Source organism: Symbiopectobacterium purcellii, from assembly GCF_052050035.1.
Classification (GTDB): Bacteria; Pseudomonadota; Gammaproteobacteria; order Enterobacterales; family Enterobacteriaceae; genus Symbiopectobacterium; species Symbiopectobacterium purcellii_A.
Genome location: NZ_CP189882.1, coordinates 4,378,527 through 4,395,117, shown reverse-complemented (window position 1 = coordinate 4,395,117; position 16,591 = coordinate 4,378,527). Strand labels below are relative to the sequence as shown.

Genomic DNA, 16,591 nt, shown 5'->3' with positions numbered 1-16,591 from the left:
CATGATCAGTACGATGCGACGTCACGCGACCACGCTGGCGCTGTTTGCCGCCTTGACCACCGGCTTGACAGCCATGGTCAATACCCTGACCAAACCTACCATTGCCCATCAGGCGCAGTTGCAACAAAAGGCATTGCTGGATCAGGTGATTCCGCCGGATATTTACGACAACAATATTCTGCAAGAATGTTACCTTGTCACCGATGTGGCGCTGGGCACGACATCCGCGCGCCATCTCTATATTGCTCGCAAAGGTGATACGCCGGTGGCAGCAGCCATTGAATCCAGCGCACCGGATGGCTATTCCGGTGCCATTCATCTGCTGATAGGGGCCGATTTCCATGGTAAGGTACTCGGTGTTCGGGTGACTGAGCATCATGAAACACCAGGTCTGGGCGACAAAATTGATCTGCGGATATCCGACTGGATAACCCGTTTTACAGGGCGCACCGTGCAAGGTGCTGACGATCGTCAATGGGCTGTTAAAAAGGATGGCGGTGAATACGATCAGTTCACCGGCGCCACCATCACGCCCCGTGCCGTGGTAAACGCAAGCAAACGGACTGCGCTTTTTATGCAGACCCTCACGGCGCGCCTGGCAACATTGCCGAATTGTGGAGCAGAGTAACATGAGTGAAGTGAACCACCTTCTGGCACAGGGGCTTTGGAAAAACAATTCGGCGCTGGTGCAACTGTTAGGCATGTGTCCGCTGCTGGCCGTCACCTCCACGGCCACCAACGCATTGGGCTTAGGGTTAGCCACCACGCTGGTACTGACCTGTACCAATGCAGCGATTTCCGCTATGCGCCGTTGGGTACCGTCTGAAATCCGCATCCCTATTTATGTGATGATTATTGCGGCCGTGGTCAGCTCGGTGGAAATGTTGATTAACGCCTACGCCTATGGCTTATACCAGTCGCTGGGCATTTTTATTCCGCTGATCGTCACTAACTGTTTGGTTATTGGCCGTGCGGAAGCCTATGCGGCGCAAAACCCTGTGGCCCTGTCGGCGTTGGATGGTTTCGCCATGGGTATGGGGGCGACCTGTACTATGTTCGTCTTGGGTTCGCTGCGCGAATTGCTGGGTAACGGCACCTTATTTGACGGTGCAGACCTACTGCTCGGCGATTGGGCCAAGGTGCTGCGCATTGAAGTGATCCAGGTTGATACCCCTTTCTTACTGGCCATGCTGCCGCCGGGGGCGTTTATTGGCTTGGCGCTGTTGCTTGCCGCCAAGTACCTGATTGACGAAAAAATGAAACGCCGCCGCGCTGTCAGTGAGACAAAACAGAGCGTCACAGCTGTTGATAAGCTGACCGGAATCGCACCATAAGCACAAGGACAAGACGATGAACAAGGAAAAACGCGGCGAAATCTTGCGTCGTCTGCGCGATGCGAATCCACATCCGACCACCGAACTACGCTTTCAGACACCGTTCGAGCTGCTGATTGCCGTACTGCTATCCGCACAGGCCACGGACGTCAGCGTGAATAAGGCCACGGCAAAACTCTACCCGGTAGTCAACACGCCAGAAGCTTTATTGGCGCTTGGCGTGGACGGGGTGAAAGATTATATCCGCACCATCGGCCTGTTTAACAGCAAGGCTGAAAACATCATCAAGACCTGCCGGATTCTGTTAGACAAGCATCAGGGGCAGGTGCCAGAAAATCGCGAAGCGCTGGAAGCGCTGCCCGGTGTCGGCCGAAAAACCGCCAATGTGGTGTTAAACACCGCCTTTGGTTGGCCCACCATCGCCGTTGACACGCACATTTTTCGTGTATGCAACCGCACCGGTTTTGCGCCGGGAAAAAACGTGGATACGGTAGAAGAAAAGCTATTGAAGGTGGTGCCCGCAGAATTCAAAATCGACTGCCACCACTGGCTAATTCTGCACGGACGTTACACCTGTATTGCCCGTAAACCACGCTGCGGCTCCTGCCTGATTGAAGATTTGTGCGAGTTCGGTGACAAGGTTTACGCCTGAAATCACTCAACACGCTCAGCAACGGTAAGCGTCACATATAGACCGTATTGACGCCTATACAGATTTAAGATCGGTTTTCCACGGCAGAAGATCCCGGATCCCGTTCACCGGCCAGTCCTGGATATGCCCCAGCACATAGCGCAACCACGCTTCCGGTTCCACACCGTTCAGCCTGCAGGTATAGCCAAGCGACTTAATTTTGATTGCACCATATGGACTGAGAACAAACTCTCTGTATCGCAACCCATCTCTCTTTTTTTGCTTTTTGCTTGTGCCCATTTATGCTCAATTGGGTTAAGATCTGGCGAATATGTAGGCAAATACTCCACCATATACCCTGCATCGATGATGACTTGTTGAATATTATGTTTTTTGTGAAAAGTGGCATTGTCCATCATGATTACACTGTTTTTAGGGAGTACTGGGATAAGGACTTGTGTGACCCAGGCATAGAAAACATCGCTGTTAATATTGATATCAAATAATCCGATAGCAAACAGCGTTGTGCCTAATAAAGCGCCGATAACATTTGTTCTTCCCCTAGCTCCCCAGTTCTTCAGGCCAAAACACCGTTGACCTTTTGGGGAATAGCCGTGAGTCCGTGGGGCATCGTGTGAAAAACCACTTTCATCAATAAAAACAATAGGTTTACCTTCTTTTTCATACTGTTGTTTTTTTTGTTGAAATCCCTGCCGGGCGTTTTCGTCGGCTTTCGGATGACGTAGAGTTTTTTTTATAGGTCAATCCCAGCTTTTTAAGCGCTTGCCAAATGGCCTTCTGACAAACGCCAAAACGCTCTGCACGTTCTTTTTGGTAAGCATCTGGATATTGTTCAACATCTTTTATCAACTCGGATTTATCGATCTTTCGCTGACGCGTGGTCGATGCTTTTGACTCTATTTGATTAATCCAACGCGATACAGAGGCAGGGCCAATCCGAAATTGCTTCGCTGTTTCTCGGATACTCAACCCTTCGTTTTTCCGTGTAGATATCACTTTACGTCTAAAATCAATTGAATAGCTCATTTAAATAATGTAATCAAAATTAAGTCGTTTAGCTATATCAGCAACTTCCTCATCAGGGAAAACGTTACAGGTACAATGCCGAAAACCTCAAATCAGGCCCTATTCCCAACCGTGTTGGTATTGAGTATCGCCCAGCTCAAGCCGAGCTTAAACAAGAGCCTGGCCACTTCGAAATTGACACTATAGCCAACCGACTTAAAAATGATTACATCCTATGCCCTGATATGCGGCAAAGAAGCATAGCTGGCTGTTATCAAAATAATGTCGCTTGGCTATACTGTAGTGGTCAACTAAATTTGGCCACCCTACCTGACTGTTGATGGAACAGCCGTTCTGATTCATTTGGTGTTAACCCACCGTTATACCAGTGAGGTCTGACATCGCTATAATAATGGGTTATGTAGCGAATAATGGATGATTGAGCAGTACTAAAGCTTTGGTAGCCAGTCGTTGGCACCCATTCAGTCTTCAGACTACGGAAGAATCGCTCCATCGGACTATTATCCCAACAATTTCCTCTGCGACTCATACTTTGGGTCATCTGATAACGCCACAATGCCTGCCTATACTGACGACTGGTGTAATGGCTTCCTTGGTCACTATGAAACATGACTTGTTTGGGATGCCCACGCAGTTCCCAAGCCATTTGTAGTGCTTTGGCTGTTAATTCTGAATCTGGCGAAAACGACATTGCCCAACCCACGGGTTTTCGGGCAAATAAATCTAATACCACCGCCAGATACGCCCATCGGGCGCCTGTCCAAATATAGGTTACATCGCCGCACCAAACCTGGTCAGGCTTGGTAACAGCGAACTGCCTATTGAGCAGATTTGGAATATCAATGCCCCATTCCCACTCGAAACGCAACAAAGTGACCCACTTGCCAGAGTCGGATAAAATCACCGTTCTGGCCATACTGGAGAGCCTGTTGCATGCAGGGAAAACATCTGACTCAGAAAGAACGGTTCTACATCGAAAAGCGGCGTGGTGAAGGTGTCAACCAAGCTACCATCGCCAGAGAGCTTGCTCTGCCTCGCTCGACCATCAGCAGGGAACTCAGACGCAATACCGACCCTACTTTCAATGGTGTCTACTGCTGTAGAAGGGCGGACACTCTGGCCCGGGAACGCCGTCATAAGCCTCTGCCAAACAATGCTTTTTACCCGTTGGAGCCACACATTCAGAACTTCATCAGGCAGGCGCTTTCCACTCACTCTTCACCTGAAATTATCAGTGGCCGTTTGCACCTGGAATTCGGTATATCTGTCAGCAAGAATACGCTATATAGCTAAACGACTTAATTTTGATTACATTATTTAAATGAGCTATTCAATTGATTTTAGACGTAAAGTGATATCTACACGGAAAAACGAAGGGTTGAGTATCCGAGAAACAGCGAAGCAATTTCGGATTGGCCCTGCCTCTGTATCGCGTTGGATTAATCAAATAGAGTCAAAAGCATCGACCACGCGTCAGCGAAAGATCGATAAATCCGAGTTGATAAAAGATGTTGAACAATATCCAGATGCTTACCAAAAAGAACGTGCAGAGCGTTTTGGCGTTTGTCAGAAGGCCATTTGGCAAGCGCTTAAAAAGCTGGGATTGACCTATAAAAAAAACGCTACGTCATCCGAAAGCCGACGAAAACGCCCGGCAGGGATTTCAACAAAAAAAACAACAGTATGAAAAAGAAGGTAAACCTATTGTTTTTATTGATGAAAGTGGTTTTTCACACGATGCCCCACGGACTCACGGCTATTCCCCAAAAGGTCAACGGTGTTTTGGCCTGAAGAACTGGGGAGCTAGGGGAAGAACAAATGTTATCGGCGCTTTATTAGGCACAACGCTGTTTGCTATCGGATTATTTGATATCAATATTAACAGCGATGTTTTCTATGCCTGGGTCACACAAGTCCTTATCCCAGTACTCCCTAAAAACAGTGTAATCATGATGGACAATGCCACTTTTCACAAAAAACATAATATTCAACAAGTCATCATCGATGCAGGGTATATGGTGGAGTATTTGCCTACATATTCGCCAGATCTTAACCCAATTGAGCATAAATGGGCACAAGCAAAAAGCAAAAAAAGAGAGATGGGTTGCGATACAGAGAGTTTGTTCTCAGTCCATATGGTGTAATCAAAATTAAGTCGCTTGGCTATATCGCTATATCCTGCAGGAGAGACAGGCTGGCGGGGAGCTATATCAGCAACTTCCTCATCGGGGAAAACGTTACAGGTACAATGCCGAAAACCTCAAATCAGGCCCTATTCCCAACCGTGTTGGTATTGAGTATCGCCCAGCTCAAGCCGAGCTTAAACAGGAGCCTGGCCACTTCGAAATTGACACTATTTTTGGCAAAGACCAGAAGTCATTCTTGTTAACCATCGTAGATAAAGCATTGAAAACCGTCATCATTCGCAAACTGCCTAATAAGCGTGCGGAGACTGTGGTTGCTGCTTTCAGGGACATTGAAGCTAATACCTTTTGCAAGTTTAAGACCCTAACAGCTGATAACGGCCCTGAATTCGCTCTGCACGAGCAAATTACTCAAATCACAGGGGCGCAGGTCTACTTTGCCCATCCTTATCATTCCTGGGAGAGGGGCTTGAATGAGCACACCAACGGGCTGATACGACGTTTTTACCCAAAGGGAACAGACTTCAGTCAGGTCAGTCATCGTAAGATTGCCGAACTCGAACACATACTCAATACAAGGGGCAGAAAATCGCTGGGCTATCGTTCTCCCAATGAGGTATTTTTAACGCACTTACTGGTGGCATAAGCCTCTACCGTTTTGTTGCGTTTCGAGTGGGAATGGGGCGACGAAGTGTGGCTAAATCCGGAACGGGAAAAACAGGCCGAATGAATCAACTGGGGCGACAACTACCTTGACACGCACCGGACGCGCCAAGGCCCATTAAGCCCGTCCCGCTTCCGTATGAAAGCCTGCTGTAGAGAGTGCTCATTCGGCTTTGTTGAATAAATAGATATTATTCTGCGCAGCCATAAAGGCTGCGGATTCCCTTGAGGTAAAATCAGTATGTTACATCCAGAGCGTAGTGATGCATCCCGGAGCGATCAGCATTTTAATCCAAAAAAGGCGTGTCATAACAGCATTATTCCCTATTATTCAACAAAGCCTGCTCATTCGTGTCATACCCTCACCTCCCGGCAGGGATGGCGATATATTATTGAAAGGGAAATAAAAAAGGCCGCGCCGGAGCGTAGCCTTAAAATGAAATATATTATTAATTAAATTTGATGATATTTCATCTATACTCAACGTACTTCAAGATGCATCTGCTTGTCCAACAAGAGCCACGGGCAGTAAGTCTCTCGCGTGGCCTAGGCGTGCATTTTGAAGTTTGTTGAGTATAATTATTTTAGATTCTGAAAATGTGCTACGAGATCAGCAACCTTTTTTCCTCGAACTTTTTCATGTTTTACGTCCGGTTTTACGCCCGTACTCTGATATATAGTTTTGCGATTTTCCTTTGCAGAAGGATGACTCTCTACGAAAGGTTGTTGCATGTTTGTCTTTTGTGCTTCAATTAGGCGTTTTCTTGGAGTCGGAATAGGCTTTTTGTTAATAACATCATGATGTTCTACTATAGCAGAACAAGTGATTTTTGTGCGTGGTTTAGGTGTCGGTTTTTCTTTATACAGAAGTTCGGTATTTTCTTTAAAAGAGGCAATTCTAGGAACTTTTGTTGATGCATCGTTGCATGCCTGCGATTGAGGAAATGTATCAGGAGGCGAAGCCTGAAATACACTTATGATTTTTTGAAACATGGCTCCTATTTTTTTCTTACACTGTGTCCACAAAGAAATTTTACGTTCAGGAAATATAAATTTGTTTTGGACTCTATGAATGCTTTTTGACAGAACATGTGGCTGTTCATTTAATGATGAACCAGAAGTAGGTGATGACCATCCATCTTTTTGGTAAATAATACTACCGTTAGAATATGAAGCAATATGCATATTAATATCCATTTTTAGTTTAGGCTTTCATGTGGATTAGAATGCATTTTGACGCTAACTAATATCAAAAAAAGCCCAAACCACCATAGGGAGTTGAGGCTTCATGTCCTGCGCGCTTTTGCCGCAGCATGGGCAAATTATATGTAGCTCAGGTGCTCACGTCAAGAATTTAACTGATCGTTTGATCAGTTATTTAACGTCAAGAGTTATAGCCAAGCGACATTATTTTGATAACAGCCAGCTATGCTTCTTTGCCGCATATCAGGGCATAGGATGTAATCATTTTTAAGTCGGTTGGCTATAATGGCGTTGTAGAAACTGCTGGATATCCGCTTGTTGCCATCGTGCTAAGGTATTCGTCAGCAACAGATTGTGCGATTGATTGGTTTCATCAAGCAGCTGTTTCATTTCAGATACTACGGCGTCAGCATCCTCACGATTCTTGAGAACTCGTCGGACAGCTTGCTTTTCAGCATCGTACATGACCTCTTTCAGCGCATTCGTGAAACTGTAAATACGCTGGCACTCTTCCGCGAGGAGCGGGATATGACTGACGCCAAAATGCTGTGGGGAAGAGACGCCCGCCGCATAGCGCAGTGCATGCCATATGGCATTGCTCCATGAGCGCTCGAATCGGAAGCCGTTCGACATCCCCCATATGAGCCGTGAAAGATGGGATGTATCGTCGGCAGTTAGTGGCTCTCGGGCTTCTGGCTGGTAACGTAGCGGATTGTTAGCACGTGCAGCATTGAAGTAGCAATCTTCCAGTTGCTCGAACACATCCCATGCCTTATCTGTCTCGAGCATCTTGGCATGCCTAGCGGCTCCGCGCTTTGTCCAGAGAATGGCTTTGTTGAATAAATCGAATTTTCAGGGGATCGCCGGATCAAAGCACTATCATCGCTCCCGATAGCAGCTCCCCATGGCAAAGCAAAAGTTTAAAATCACCAACTGGCCCACCTACAACAAAGCACTCAGACAACGCGGCTCCCTGACGGTCTGGCTTGATGAGTCGGCCATCGCTGCATGGACTGACAGTTCTTCGCCTGAAGGTCGTGGTCGGCCGCTTTACTACACCGATATGGCTGTTATAGCCAAGCGACATTATTTTGATAACAGCCAGCTATGCTTCTTTGCCGCATATCAGGGCATAGGATGTAATCATTTTTAAGTCGGTTGGCTATACCACGGTTTTGATGATAAAGCGCGTGTTTAACCTGTCGCTCCGGGCATTACAGGGCTTTGTCGACTCGGTTTTTACACTGATGAGCCTGCCACTGCGCTGCCCGGACTACTCTCTGGTCAGTAGGCGGGCAAAAACCGTCAGTATCAGCATAAAAACGCCAACGCGTGGTGAAATCTCGCATCTGGTCATCGACAGTACCGGTCTGAAGGTCTTTGGCGAAGGTGAATGGAAAGTCAGGCAGCATGGGGCTGACAGACGAAGAGTGTGGCGCAAGCTTCATCTGGCAGCAGACAGTGCGACGCATGAGATTATCTGTGCCGACTTATCGCTCAGCGGAACGACAGATGCGCAGGCACTGCCGGGCCTGATTAACCAAACCCACCGAAAAATCAGGGAAGTGTCAGCAGACGGTGCTTATGACGCCCGTTACTGCCACGATGCGTTGCTAAGAAAGAAAATCAGGCCCCTTATCCCGCCGCGAAGCGGAGCCAAATACTGGCCGGACAAGTACCATGAACGTAACCATGCGGTGGCGAATCAGCGTCTGAGCGGGAGTAATGATATGTGGAAAAAGAAAGTGGGTTATCACCGGCGTTCAGTGGCAGAAACAGCGATGTTCCGCATAAAAACTTTGCTGGGTGGCCATCTGAGCCTGCGTGACTATGAGGCTCAAGTAGGTGAAGCCATAGCGATGGTCAAAGCGCTGAACCGTATGACGTTGTTGGGTATGCCACACAGCGTCAGGATAGGATAACAGGTGTAGCAGAGGGAGTCATCCTGTCGGCTAATTCTGATTTATTCAACAAAGCCCCTCCTGAGGTAACCATCTGGGCAGATACCGGTTTTCAAGGTATAGATAAACAGCATCCTAATACACAAATCCCAAAAAAAGGAACTCGAAAAAGACCTTTATCGCCTGAACAAAAACAAGAAAATAAAATAATCTCGGGCATCCGTATTACAGTTGAACACGCCATCGGCCCCATTCCCAGTCGAAACGCAACAAAACGGTAGGGCATTATGCCGCCTGTAAGTGCGTTAAAAATACCTCATTTGGAGAACGATAACCCAGCGATTTTCGGCCTCGCGTATTGAGCAGGTGTTCGAGTGCTGCAACCTTGCGATGGGTGACATAATTGAAGTCCGTTCCCTTCGGGTAAAAACGCCGTATCAGCCCGTTGGTATGCTCATTCAACCCGCGTTCCCAGGAATGATATGGCCGGGCAAAGTAGACCGGTGCCCCCGTGACTTTTGTAATTTCCCTGTGCTGGGAAAATTCAGAACCGTTGTCAGCAGTCAGGGTTTTAAACTCGCAGAAGGTATTGGCAACGATGTCCCTGAAGGCCGCTACCACTGTCTCTGCTCGCTTGTTGGGCAGTTTGCGAATGATGACCAGCTTGACGGCTTGATCGACCACCGTCAGCAGGAATGATTTCTGATCTTTGCCAAAGATGGTGTCAATCTCGAAATGCCCGGGTTCCTGTTTGAGGTCAGCAACGGCCGGCCGCTGCTCAATGCCAACACGGTTGGGAATAGGACCGCGTTTGTTCTCATCGGTCTGATAGTTATACCGTTTACCCCGATGAGGGAGCTGCTGATACAGCTCACCGCCGGCCCGGCGCTCCTGCTGGATATAGCGATAGAGCGAGTTCTTGCTGACGGACAGGCCAAATTCCAGGACCAGGCGCCCACTGATGACCTCAGGTGAGGTGTGGGTAGACAGCGCCGTTCTGATAAAGTCCTGAATGTGCGGTTCAAGCTGGTTAATCACGCTGTCCGGCCGTGTTTTCTGCCGCCGCCCTCTGGCCAACGTTTCGGCCCTTCTGCAGGAATAGACCCCGTTGAAAGCGGCGTCGGTATTGCGTCTGAGTTCCCTGCTGATGGTAGAACGAGGAAGCTCCAGTTCCCGGGCGATGGTGGCCTGGTTAACCCCATCACCACGCCGTTTTTCGATGTATAGCCAAGCGACTTAATTTTGATTACACCATATGGACTGAGAACAAACTCTCTGTATCGCAACCCATCTCTCTTTTTTTGCTTTTTGCTTGTGCCCATTTATGCTCAATTGGGTTAAGATCTGGCGAATATGTAGGCAAATACTCCACCATATACCCTGCATCGATGATGACTTGTTGAATATTATGTTTTTTGTGAAAAGTGGCATTGTCCATCATGATTACACTGTTTTTAGGGAGTACTGGGATAAGGACTTGTGTGACCCAGGCATAGAAAACATCGCTGTTAATATTGATATCAAATAATCCGATAGCAAACAGCGTTGTGCCTAATAAAGCGCCGATAACATTTGTTCTTCCCCTAGCTCCCCAGTTCTTCAGGCCAAAACACCGTTGACCTTTTGGGGAATAGCCGTGAGTCCGTGGGGCATCGTGTGAAAAACCACTTTCATCAATAAAAACAATAGGTTTACCTTCTTTTTCATACTGTTGTTTTTTTTGTTGAAATCCCTGCCGGGCGTTTTCGTCGGCTTTCGGATGACGTAGAGTTTTTTTTATAGGTCAATCCCAGCTTTTTAAGCGCTTGCCAAATGGCCTTCTGACAAACGCCAAAACGCTCTGCACGTTCTTTTTGGTAAGCATCTGGATATTGTTCAACATCTTTTATCAACTCGGATTTATCGATCTTTCGCTGACGCGTGGTCGATGCTTTTGACTCTATTTGATTAATCCAACGCGATACAGAGGCAGGGCCAATCCGAAATTGCTTCGCTGTTTCTCGGATACTCAACCCTTCGTTTTTCCGTGTAGATATCACTTTACGTCTAAAATCAATTGAATAGCTCATTTAAATAATGTAATCAAAATTAAGTCGTTTAGCTATAGAACCGCTCTTTGTGAGTCAGATGTTTTCCCTGCATGCAACGGGATCTCCAGTAGGGCCAGAACGGTGATTTTATCCGGGTCTGGCCAGTGGGTCACTTTGTTGCATTTCGACTGGGAATGGGGCGATGGATACTATAGCTCAAGCAATTATAGCCAACCGACTTAAAAATGATTACAGCCGATGCCCTGATATGTGGCAAAGAAGCATAGCTGGCTGTTATCAAAATAATGTCGCTTAGCTATAAGGGACACAGCCTAGCCGAAGAGAAGCGGATCGCAGCGGAAGCCAATAGAGTTTATGCCAAAGTAGAAATTTAAAGACGAACGCTTTAAGAATTACATAGGGCGTTACGGTGCTGTCAGAAGCGACTAATCCGAGATAGGGACATCACCCCCTGTCAACAGGTGACCGTGCAATCACGTTCCGCCTGACCCAAGGGATATAGTGCACCGTCACATTTTGAGAATGGCAGCAATGATGCTCACGGCAGCGGCGACCATTAGACCAAGCCGGATGGTCATCTGCATGCCAAGCTTCTCAAATTTATCGTTAATTTTATCGAAACCAGCAGTCATATCCTTACGGACATCGGCTATCTCTGCGGATAAGTCCTTACGGACATCGGCTATCTCTGCGGATAAGTCCTTACGGACATCGGCTATCTCTGCGGATAAGTCCTTACGGACATCGGCTATCTCACGCTTCACCTCGGCGATATCAGCGGACAGGTCTTTGCGCACGTCCTCGAGATCGCGCTTTGTAGCAAGATCTGCTACCTCGTGTGATTTTCGCACAACAAGAGATATCGCCTTGGCCTGGTCTTTCGGCAACCCGGCGTTTTCCAGCGTTTCAACGAACTCTTGAGTATCAAATGCAACCTGGCCCATAGCGGATCCTCCTGTGTTAAGCCAAGTGTAATCGATCTGACCGCCAATCTGCAAAATTTTACCCGTTAGCCCTCTGATATAGCCAAGCGACATTATTTTGATAACAGCCAGCTATGCTTCTTTGCCGCATATAGCCAAGCGACTTAAGTTTGATTACACCATATAGACTGAGAACAAACTCTCTGTATCGCAACCCATCTCTCTTTTTTTGCTTTTTGCTTGTGCCCATTTATGCTCAATTGGGTTAAGATCTGGCGAATATGTAGGCAAATACTCCACCATATACCCTGCATCGATGATGACTTGTTGAATATTATGTTTTTTGTGAAAAGTGGCATTGTCCATCATGATTACACTGTTTTTAGGGAGTACTGGGATAAGGACTTGTGTGACCCAGGCATAGAAAACATCGCTGTTAATATTGATATCAAATAATCCGATAGCAAACAGCGTTGTGCCTAATAAAGCGCCGATAACATTTGTTCTTCCCCTAGCTCCCCAGTTCTTCAGGCCAAAACACCGTTGACCTTTTGGGGAATAGCCGTGAGTCCGTGGGGCATCGTGTGAAAAACCACTTTCATCAATAAAAACAATAGGTTTACCTTCTTTTTCATACTGTTGTTTTTTTTGTTGAAATCCCTGCCGGGCGTTTTCGTCGGCTTTCGGATGACGTAGAGTTTTTTTTATAGGTCAATCCCAGCTTTTTAAGCGCTTGCCAAATGGCCTTCTGACAAACGCCAAAACGCTCTGCACGTTCTTTTTGGTAAGCATCTGGATATTGTTCAACATCTTTTATCAACTCGGATTTATCGATCTTTCGCTGACGCGTGGTCGATGCTTTTGACTCTATTTGATTAATCCAACGCGATACAGAGGCAGGGCCAATCCGAAATTGCTTCGCTGTTTCTCGGATACTCAACCCTTCGTTTTTCCGTGTAGATATCACTTTACGTCTAAAATCAATTGAATAGCTCATTTAAATAATGTAATCAAAATTAAGTCGTTTAGCTATATCAGGGCATAGGATGTAATCATTTTTAAGTCGGTTGGCTATATGTCTAAATTAGTTGTCATTGAAATGCCACGATGCGTTGCTGAGAAAGAAAATCAGGCTCCTTATCCTGCCGCTAAGCGTTGCGCAATACTGGCCGGAAAAGTACCATGAACGTAACCCTGCGGTGGGGAATCAGCATCTGAGCGGGAGTAATGACGCCTGGAAAAAGAAAGTAGGTTATCACCTGCGTTCAGTGGCAAAAACAGCGATGTTCCGCATCAAAACTCTGCTGGGTGGCCACCTGAGCCTGCGGGACTATGACGCGAAGGTGACTGAAGCGATGTCGATGGTCAAAGCGCTAAACCGGATGACCCTGTTGGGTATGCCGGCCAGTGTCCGTATTGCATAACAGGTGTTCCAGCGGGAACATACTGTCGTCTAAATCTGATTTATTCAACAAAGTCGGGGTCGACTCTTATTGATTCAGCGAATTATGAAAGCAGTATAACTCTCACTTAATTATGGTAATGTACATTACAGTAAAGAAGCATAGCAAGGCTTTGTTGAATAAATTAAACGATTAATTTACATAAATGTTAGGTAAAATGAATGTAAAGGAAATGTATTTTGCTAAATAGCTGCGCGGAATAGTGCTCCAGTTGACTTTGTTGAATAATAGGTAATCATGCTGTTATGCCTGTTTTGGATTAAAATGCTGCATCGCTCCGAGATGCATCACCACGATCTGAATTTAACATACTGATTTTACGTCAAGGGAATTCGCAGCCTTTATGGCTACGCAGCATAATATCTATTTATTCAACAAAGCCCAAATTAATTCAATCATTGAGGTTTATTTCACTATGAATATGAAAATATCAAGCAATGTAAGTCCAATTAAAGAAACGTTTGCAACTACAAAAGGTAATTTAACTACTTCAAATAGAAGTAGCATCATCAATAATAATATCACTCAAGTATATAATTGCGTTCGTGAACTTGCATCTATAAAACAATTTGTTAACGCAAAAAATAATAATTACATTGACATAAGTGAGGTTAATCAAATTAATATTAAAAATAGAGAATATAAAATCCAAGAAAAAAATGGGAAAGTTGAGATTATTAAATCAAAAACATACAGAAAATTTGATTTTATCAAACATTTTTTTGAAAAATGCAAGGCAAATCATTTTGCCTCGGTAAAAAAAGATATAAAATCTATGCTTGATCAAAAGAGTCACATTAAAAATATGGCGACTTCAGAAACTTTTTTTCGGCAATATGGTTTCCCCCCGATGACATTCACTCCGCCAGCGCCTGTCACCCCGATGACATTCACTCCGCCAGCGCCTGTCACCCTGAGCACATTCTCTCAGACAGCGCCCGTAAAACCGGGTGAAATTGGGATGCCGCCTATGCCGCCAGCATCGTATGAACCTCAGAAGGATACGGGCTTTTTTGAATAAATCAGAGTTAGCAGACAGGATGCTTCCCGCCGGGGCTACCGTTATGCGATGTTTTGATACGGAACATCGCTGTTTCTGCCACTGAACGGCGGTTATTGACACAAGGAGAATGAGATGAACGCATCCCACACATTTGAGAGCAGCGAAGGGTTCGGCAGGTAAGGTGTGGATCCTCGCAGACTTACGGCATCATTGTGCCCAACACGGGATGCATAAAGCTCCCTGATAACTGGAGGATCCACGACATGAAATATACCCCTGTTGGCGTCGATATCGCAAAACATCTGATGCAGGTTCATTTCATTAATGAACATACCGGTGAAGTCATCGATAAACAGATAAAGCGCGACGCGCTGCTGGGATACTTCAGCAATCGTGAGCCTTGCCTGATTGGCATGGAAGCTTGCGGCGGTTCCCAGCACTGGGCGCGGGAGCTGGAAAAACTGGGGCATAAGGTCAGACTACTCCAGGGCAAATTCGTCAAGGCCTTCGTGATGGGCAATAAAAATGACGTGATGGATGCCCGTGCTATCTGGATGGCGGTCCAGCAGCCAGCTAAAGCCGTTGCCGTCAAAACTGAGGAACAGCAGGCAGTACTGTCGCTGCACAAAATGCGCCGCCAGTTAGTGAAGTTCCGCACCGCGCAAATCAACTCGCTGCACGGATTGCTGTTGGAGTTCGGCGAAACTGTGCGTAAAGGCCGGGCGTCACTGGACAAGGCGATGCCAGAGGTGCTTGAGCGACTTAAGGAAAAGCTGCCACCGTTCCTGAACTACCAGTTTGAAGACCAGCATCGGCGCCTCACTGACCTGGATATGCAGATAGAGGGTATCGAAAAACAGCTTGCCACTTGGGCGAAACAGAATGAGGCCTGTCGGCGGATTATGGACATTCCAGGTGTTGGCACACTGGTTGCCACCGCAGCAATTACCACCATAGGAGATGCGGGAGCCTTCCGATCAGGACGGGAGTTCGCAGCCTACATCGGCTTGGTGCCAAAGCAAACAGGCACCGGCGGCAAAGTGCGGCTTCTGGGCATCAGTAAACGCGGCGATGCTTATCTGCGGACGCTGTTTATCCACGGAGCCAGGGCTGCGACGCTGCTGGCGAAAGAGCCGAACCCGTGGGTTACGGAGCTGCTGAAAAGACGGACAACCAGCGTTGCGGTGGTGGGAATGGCTAACAAGATAGCGCGCACGGTGTGGGCCCTGGTGGCACATAGCCGAACTTACGACAAAAAACACGTCAGCGTCAGGCCGTTCTGAACGACAGATGCTGGCAAAACATTAACTCTTTTAATAGAAGGGTGAATGCTGAAAGGTTGCTAGGGCAGCCGTAGTGATGACAACGACAGGTAAGACCGTGACTCACTAAACCTGAATGGTGTGTTGAGCTTAAAGCTCGCCAGGAGAATGAGGTGTGAGTCAGCGAATCTCATCGAGGCCCGCAGCAGCGGCTGCAACAAGGCCGAATATAGAGCTGCAACCTACCGTCAATGTCAACACCACGAATGCTTTGCAAACGGGATGCGTTCATATAGCACCCATGAATTATGCATTCGCGGGTCATGCTGCCCTCATGGGGAGCTATCACCCGCAAGAAACCCAATTGGATAAATGGGTTCAATGCCCCATTCCCACTCGAAACGCAACAAAGTGACCCACTTGCCAGAGTCGGATAAAATCACCGTTCTGGCCATACTGGAGAGCCTGTTGCATGCAGGGAAAACATCTGACTCACAAAGAACGGTTCTACATCGAAAAGCGGCGTGGTGAAGGTGTCAACCAAGCTACCATCGCCAGAGAGCGTGCTCTGCCTCGCTCGACCATCAGCAGGGAACTCAGACGCAATACCGACCCTACTTTCAATGGTGTCTACTGCTGTAGAAGGGCGGACACTCTGGCCTGGGAACGCCGTCATAAGCCTCTGCCAAACAATGCTTTTTACCAGTTGGAGCCACACATTCAGAACTTCATCAGGCAGGCGCTTTCCACTCACTCTTCACCTGAAATCATCAGTGGCCGTTTGCACCTGGAATTCGGTATATCTGTCAGCAAGAATACGCTATATCGCTATATCCTGCAGGAGAGACAGGCTGGCGGGGAGCTATATCAGCAACTTCCTCATCGGGGAAAACGTTACAGGTACAATGCCGAAAACCTCAAATCAGGCCCTATTCCCAACCGTGTTGGTAGGCTTTGTTGAATAAA

21 protein-coding genes and 6 pseudogenes are annotated in these 16,591 nt (G+C 47.1%); 13 read left to right on the top strand and 14 right to left on the bottom strand.

All coding sequences use genetic code 11. The features are described 5' to 3' along the window. Nucleotide 1: 1 nt before the first annotated feature. Genes rsxG through nth form a run of 3 tightly spaced genes read left to right on the top strand, consistent with a single transcriptional unit; the run spans nt 2 to nt 1,986 of the window. A complete protein-coding gene (rsxG, locus tag ACQGXV_RS30015; protein ID WP_440864072.1) occupies nt 2-628 on the top strand; it encodes an electron transport complex subunit RsxG in 627 nt (208 codons plus the stop codon). Between the two features lies 1 nt (nt 629). After that, on the top strand, nt 630-1,334 hold the full coding sequence (locus ACQGXV_RS30010; protein ID WP_440864071.1) for an electron transport complex subunit E: 705 nt from the start codon (nt 630-632) through the stop codon (nt 1,332-1,334). Between the two features lie 16 nt (nt 1,335-1,350). Then, nucleotides 1,351-1,986, top strand: a complete 636-nt coding sequence (gene nth / locus ACQGXV_RS30005; protein WP_440864070.1) for an endonuclease III — start codon at nt 1,351-1,353, stop codon at nt 1,984-1,986. A gap of 54 nt (nt 1,987-2,040) precedes the next feature. Here nth and ACQGXV_RS30000 read toward each other — a convergent pair. The 5 genes and pseudogenes from ACQGXV_RS30000 to ACQGXV_RS29980 form a co-directional block, all read right to left on the bottom strand. Next, nucleotides 2,041-2,178 (bottom strand): annotated as a pseudogene (locus tag ACQGXV_RS30000) (transposase domain-containing protein); the annotation flags it as partial. Next, nucleotides 2,154-2,723, bottom strand: coding sequence for an IS630 family transposase (locus tag ACQGXV_RS29995; protein WP_440867704.1), 570 nt, complete (start codon nt 2,721-2,723; stop codon nt 2,154-2,156). The gene ACQGXV_RS29995 and the pseudogene ACQGXV_RS30000, both read right to left, overlap by 25 nt. Then, nucleotides 2,647-3,012 (bottom strand): IS630 transposase-related protein, encoded by a 366-nt coding sequence (locus ACQGXV_RS29990; protein ID WP_440862584.1) that lies wholly within the window; start codon nt 3,010-3,012, stop codon nt 2,647-2,649. The genes ACQGXV_RS29995 and ACQGXV_RS29990 overlap by 77 nt, the downstream gene beginning before the upstream one ends. Before the next feature lie 195 nt (nt 3,013-3,207). Continuing rightward, nucleotides 3,208-3,354 carry a hypothetical protein gene (locus tag ACQGXV_RS29985; protein WP_440864069.1) on the bottom strand — a complete coding sequence of 49 codons (147 nt, stop codon included), beginning with the start codon at nt 3,352-3,354 and terminating at the stop codon, nt 3,208-3,210. Next, nucleotides 3,299-3,856 (bottom strand): annotated as a pseudogene (locus tag ACQGXV_RS29980) (IS3 family transposase); the annotation flags it as partial. The pseudogene ACQGXV_RS29980 and the gene ACQGXV_RS29985, both read right to left, overlap by 56 nt. Before the next feature lie 89 nt (nt 3,857-3,945). Here ACQGXV_RS29980 and ACQGXV_RS29975 point away from each other — a divergent pair. From ACQGXV_RS29975 to ACQGXV_RS29960, 4 genes and pseudogenes are all read left to right on the top strand, one after another. Then, entirely contained in the window at nt 3,946-4,305 is a 360-nt protein-coding gene (locus tag ACQGXV_RS29975) for a transposase (RefSeq protein ID WP_440864068.1), read from the top strand. Nucleotides 4,306-4,333: 28 nt separating this feature from the next. Further along, entirely contained in the window at nt 4,334-4,699 is a 366-nt protein-coding gene (locus ACQGXV_RS29970) for an IS630 transposase-related protein (protein ID WP_440863104.1), read from the top strand. Then, nucleotides 4,623-5,156 carry an IS630 family transposase gene (locus tag ACQGXV_RS29965; RefSeq protein ID WP_440862665.1) on the top strand — a complete coding sequence of 178 codons (534 nt, stop codon included), beginning with the start codon at nt 4,623-4,625 and terminating at the stop codon, nt 5,154-5,156. The genes ACQGXV_RS29970 and ACQGXV_RS29965 overlap by 77 nt, the downstream gene beginning before the upstream one ends. A gap of 25 nt (nt 5,157-5,181) precedes the next feature. Next, nucleotides 5,182-5,802, top strand: a pseudogene (locus ACQGXV_RS29960) (IS30 family transposase); the annotation flags it as partial. 596 nt (nt 5,803-6,398) lie between these two features. Here ACQGXV_RS29960 and ACQGXV_RS29955 read toward each other — a convergent pair. Both ACQGXV_RS29955 and ACQGXV_RS29950 read right to left on the bottom strand, forming a co-directional pair. After that, nucleotides 6,399-7,016, bottom strand: a complete 618-nt coding sequence (locus ACQGXV_RS29955) for a hypothetical protein (protein WP_440864067.1) — start codon at nt 7,014-7,016, stop codon at nt 6,399-6,401. Between the two features lie 734 nt (nt 7,017-7,750). Further along, a pseudogene (locus tag ACQGXV_RS29950) lies at nt 7,751-7,850 on the bottom strand (ORF6N domain-containing protein); the annotation flags it as partial. 76 nt (nt 7,851-7,926) lie between these two features. Between ACQGXV_RS29950 and ACQGXV_RS29945 the strand changes: the two are divergent. Then, nucleotides 7,927-8,944 (top strand): annotated as a pseudogene (locus ACQGXV_RS29945) (IS5 family transposase). After that, nucleotides 8,941-9,204, top strand: a complete 264-nt coding sequence (locus ACQGXV_RS29940; RefSeq protein WP_440867703.1) for a transposase family protein — start codon at nt 8,941-8,943, stop codon at nt 9,202-9,204. The pseudogene ACQGXV_RS29945 and the gene ACQGXV_RS29940 overlap by 4 nt, the downstream one beginning before the upstream one ends. A 4-nt stretch (nt 9,205-9,208) precedes the next feature. Here the strand turns inward: ACQGXV_RS29940 and ACQGXV_RS29935 are convergent, their stop codons facing one another. From ACQGXV_RS29935 to ACQGXV_RS29905, 7 genes are all read right to left on the bottom strand, one after another. After that, nucleotides 9,209-10,144, bottom strand: a complete 936-nt coding sequence (locus ACQGXV_RS29935; RefSeq protein WP_440867702.1) for an IS30 family transposase — start codon at nt 10,142-10,144, stop codon at nt 9,209-9,211. Nucleotides 10,145-10,169: 25 nt separating this feature from the next. Continuing rightward, entirely contained in the window at nt 10,170-10,703 is a 534-nt protein-coding gene (locus tag ACQGXV_RS29930) for an IS630 family transposase (RefSeq protein ID WP_440862665.1), read from the bottom strand. Next, a complete protein-coding gene (locus ACQGXV_RS29925; protein WP_440862584.1) occupies nt 10,627-10,992 on the bottom strand; it encodes an IS630 transposase-related protein in 366 nt (121 codons plus the stop codon). Before ACQGXV_RS29925 ends, ACQGXV_RS29930 begins: the two co-directional genes overlap by 77 nt. Nucleotides 10,993-11,483: 491 nt before the next feature. Then, nucleotides 11,484-11,918 (bottom strand): coiled-coil domain-containing protein, encoded by a 435-nt coding sequence (locus ACQGXV_RS29920; RefSeq protein WP_440867700.1) that lies wholly within the window; start codon nt 11,916-11,918, stop codon nt 11,484-11,486. Nucleotides 11,919-11,976: 58 nt separating this feature from the next. After that, a complete protein-coding gene (locus ACQGXV_RS29915) occupies nt 11,977-12,111 on the bottom strand; it encodes a hypothetical protein (protein ID WP_440864066.1) in 135 nt (44 codons plus the stop codon). Continuing rightward, the gene (locus tag ACQGXV_RS29910; protein ID WP_440867699.1) at nt 12,072-12,605 is read right to left on the bottom strand and encodes an IS630 family transposase; all 534 of its coding nucleotides are present in this window, start codon (nt 12,603-12,605) and stop codon (nt 12,072-12,074) included. The genes ACQGXV_RS29915 and ACQGXV_RS29910 overlap by 40 nt, the downstream gene beginning before the upstream one ends. After that, nucleotides 12,529-12,894, bottom strand: coding sequence for an IS630 transposase-related protein (locus ACQGXV_RS29905; protein WP_440862584.1), 366 nt, complete (start codon nt 12,892-12,894; stop codon nt 12,529-12,531). Before ACQGXV_RS29905 ends, ACQGXV_RS29910 begins: the two co-directional genes overlap by 77 nt. Before the next feature lie 103 nt (nt 12,895-12,997). Between ACQGXV_RS29905 and ACQGXV_RS29900 the strand changes: the two are divergent. The 4 genes and pseudogenes from ACQGXV_RS29900 to ACQGXV_RS29885 form a co-directional block, all read left to right on the top strand. Next, nucleotides 12,998-13,321 (top strand): annotated as a pseudogene (locus ACQGXV_RS29900) (IS5/IS1182 family transposase); the annotation flags it as partial. Between the two features lie 382 nt (nt 13,322-13,703). Beyond that, the gene (locus ACQGXV_RS29895) at nt 13,704-14,381 is read left to right on the top strand and encodes a hypothetical protein (RefSeq protein WP_440864065.1); all 678 of its coding nucleotides are present in this window, start codon (nt 13,704-13,706) and stop codon (nt 14,379-14,381) included. 245 nt (nt 14,382-14,626) lie between these two features. Continuing rightward, the gene (locus ACQGXV_RS29890; RefSeq protein WP_440864064.1) at nt 14,627-15,646 is read left to right on the top strand and encodes an IS110 family transposase; all 1,020 of its coding nucleotides are present in this window, start codon (nt 14,627-14,629) and stop codon (nt 15,644-15,646) included. Nucleotides 15,647-16,097: 451 nt separating this feature from the next. Continuing rightward, complete coding sequence (locus tag ACQGXV_RS29885) at nt 16,098-16,586, top strand: transposase (protein WP_440864063.1); 489 nt, start codon at nt 16,098-16,100, stop codon at nt 16,584-16,586. Nucleotides 16,587-16,591 lie beyond the last annotated feature (5 nt).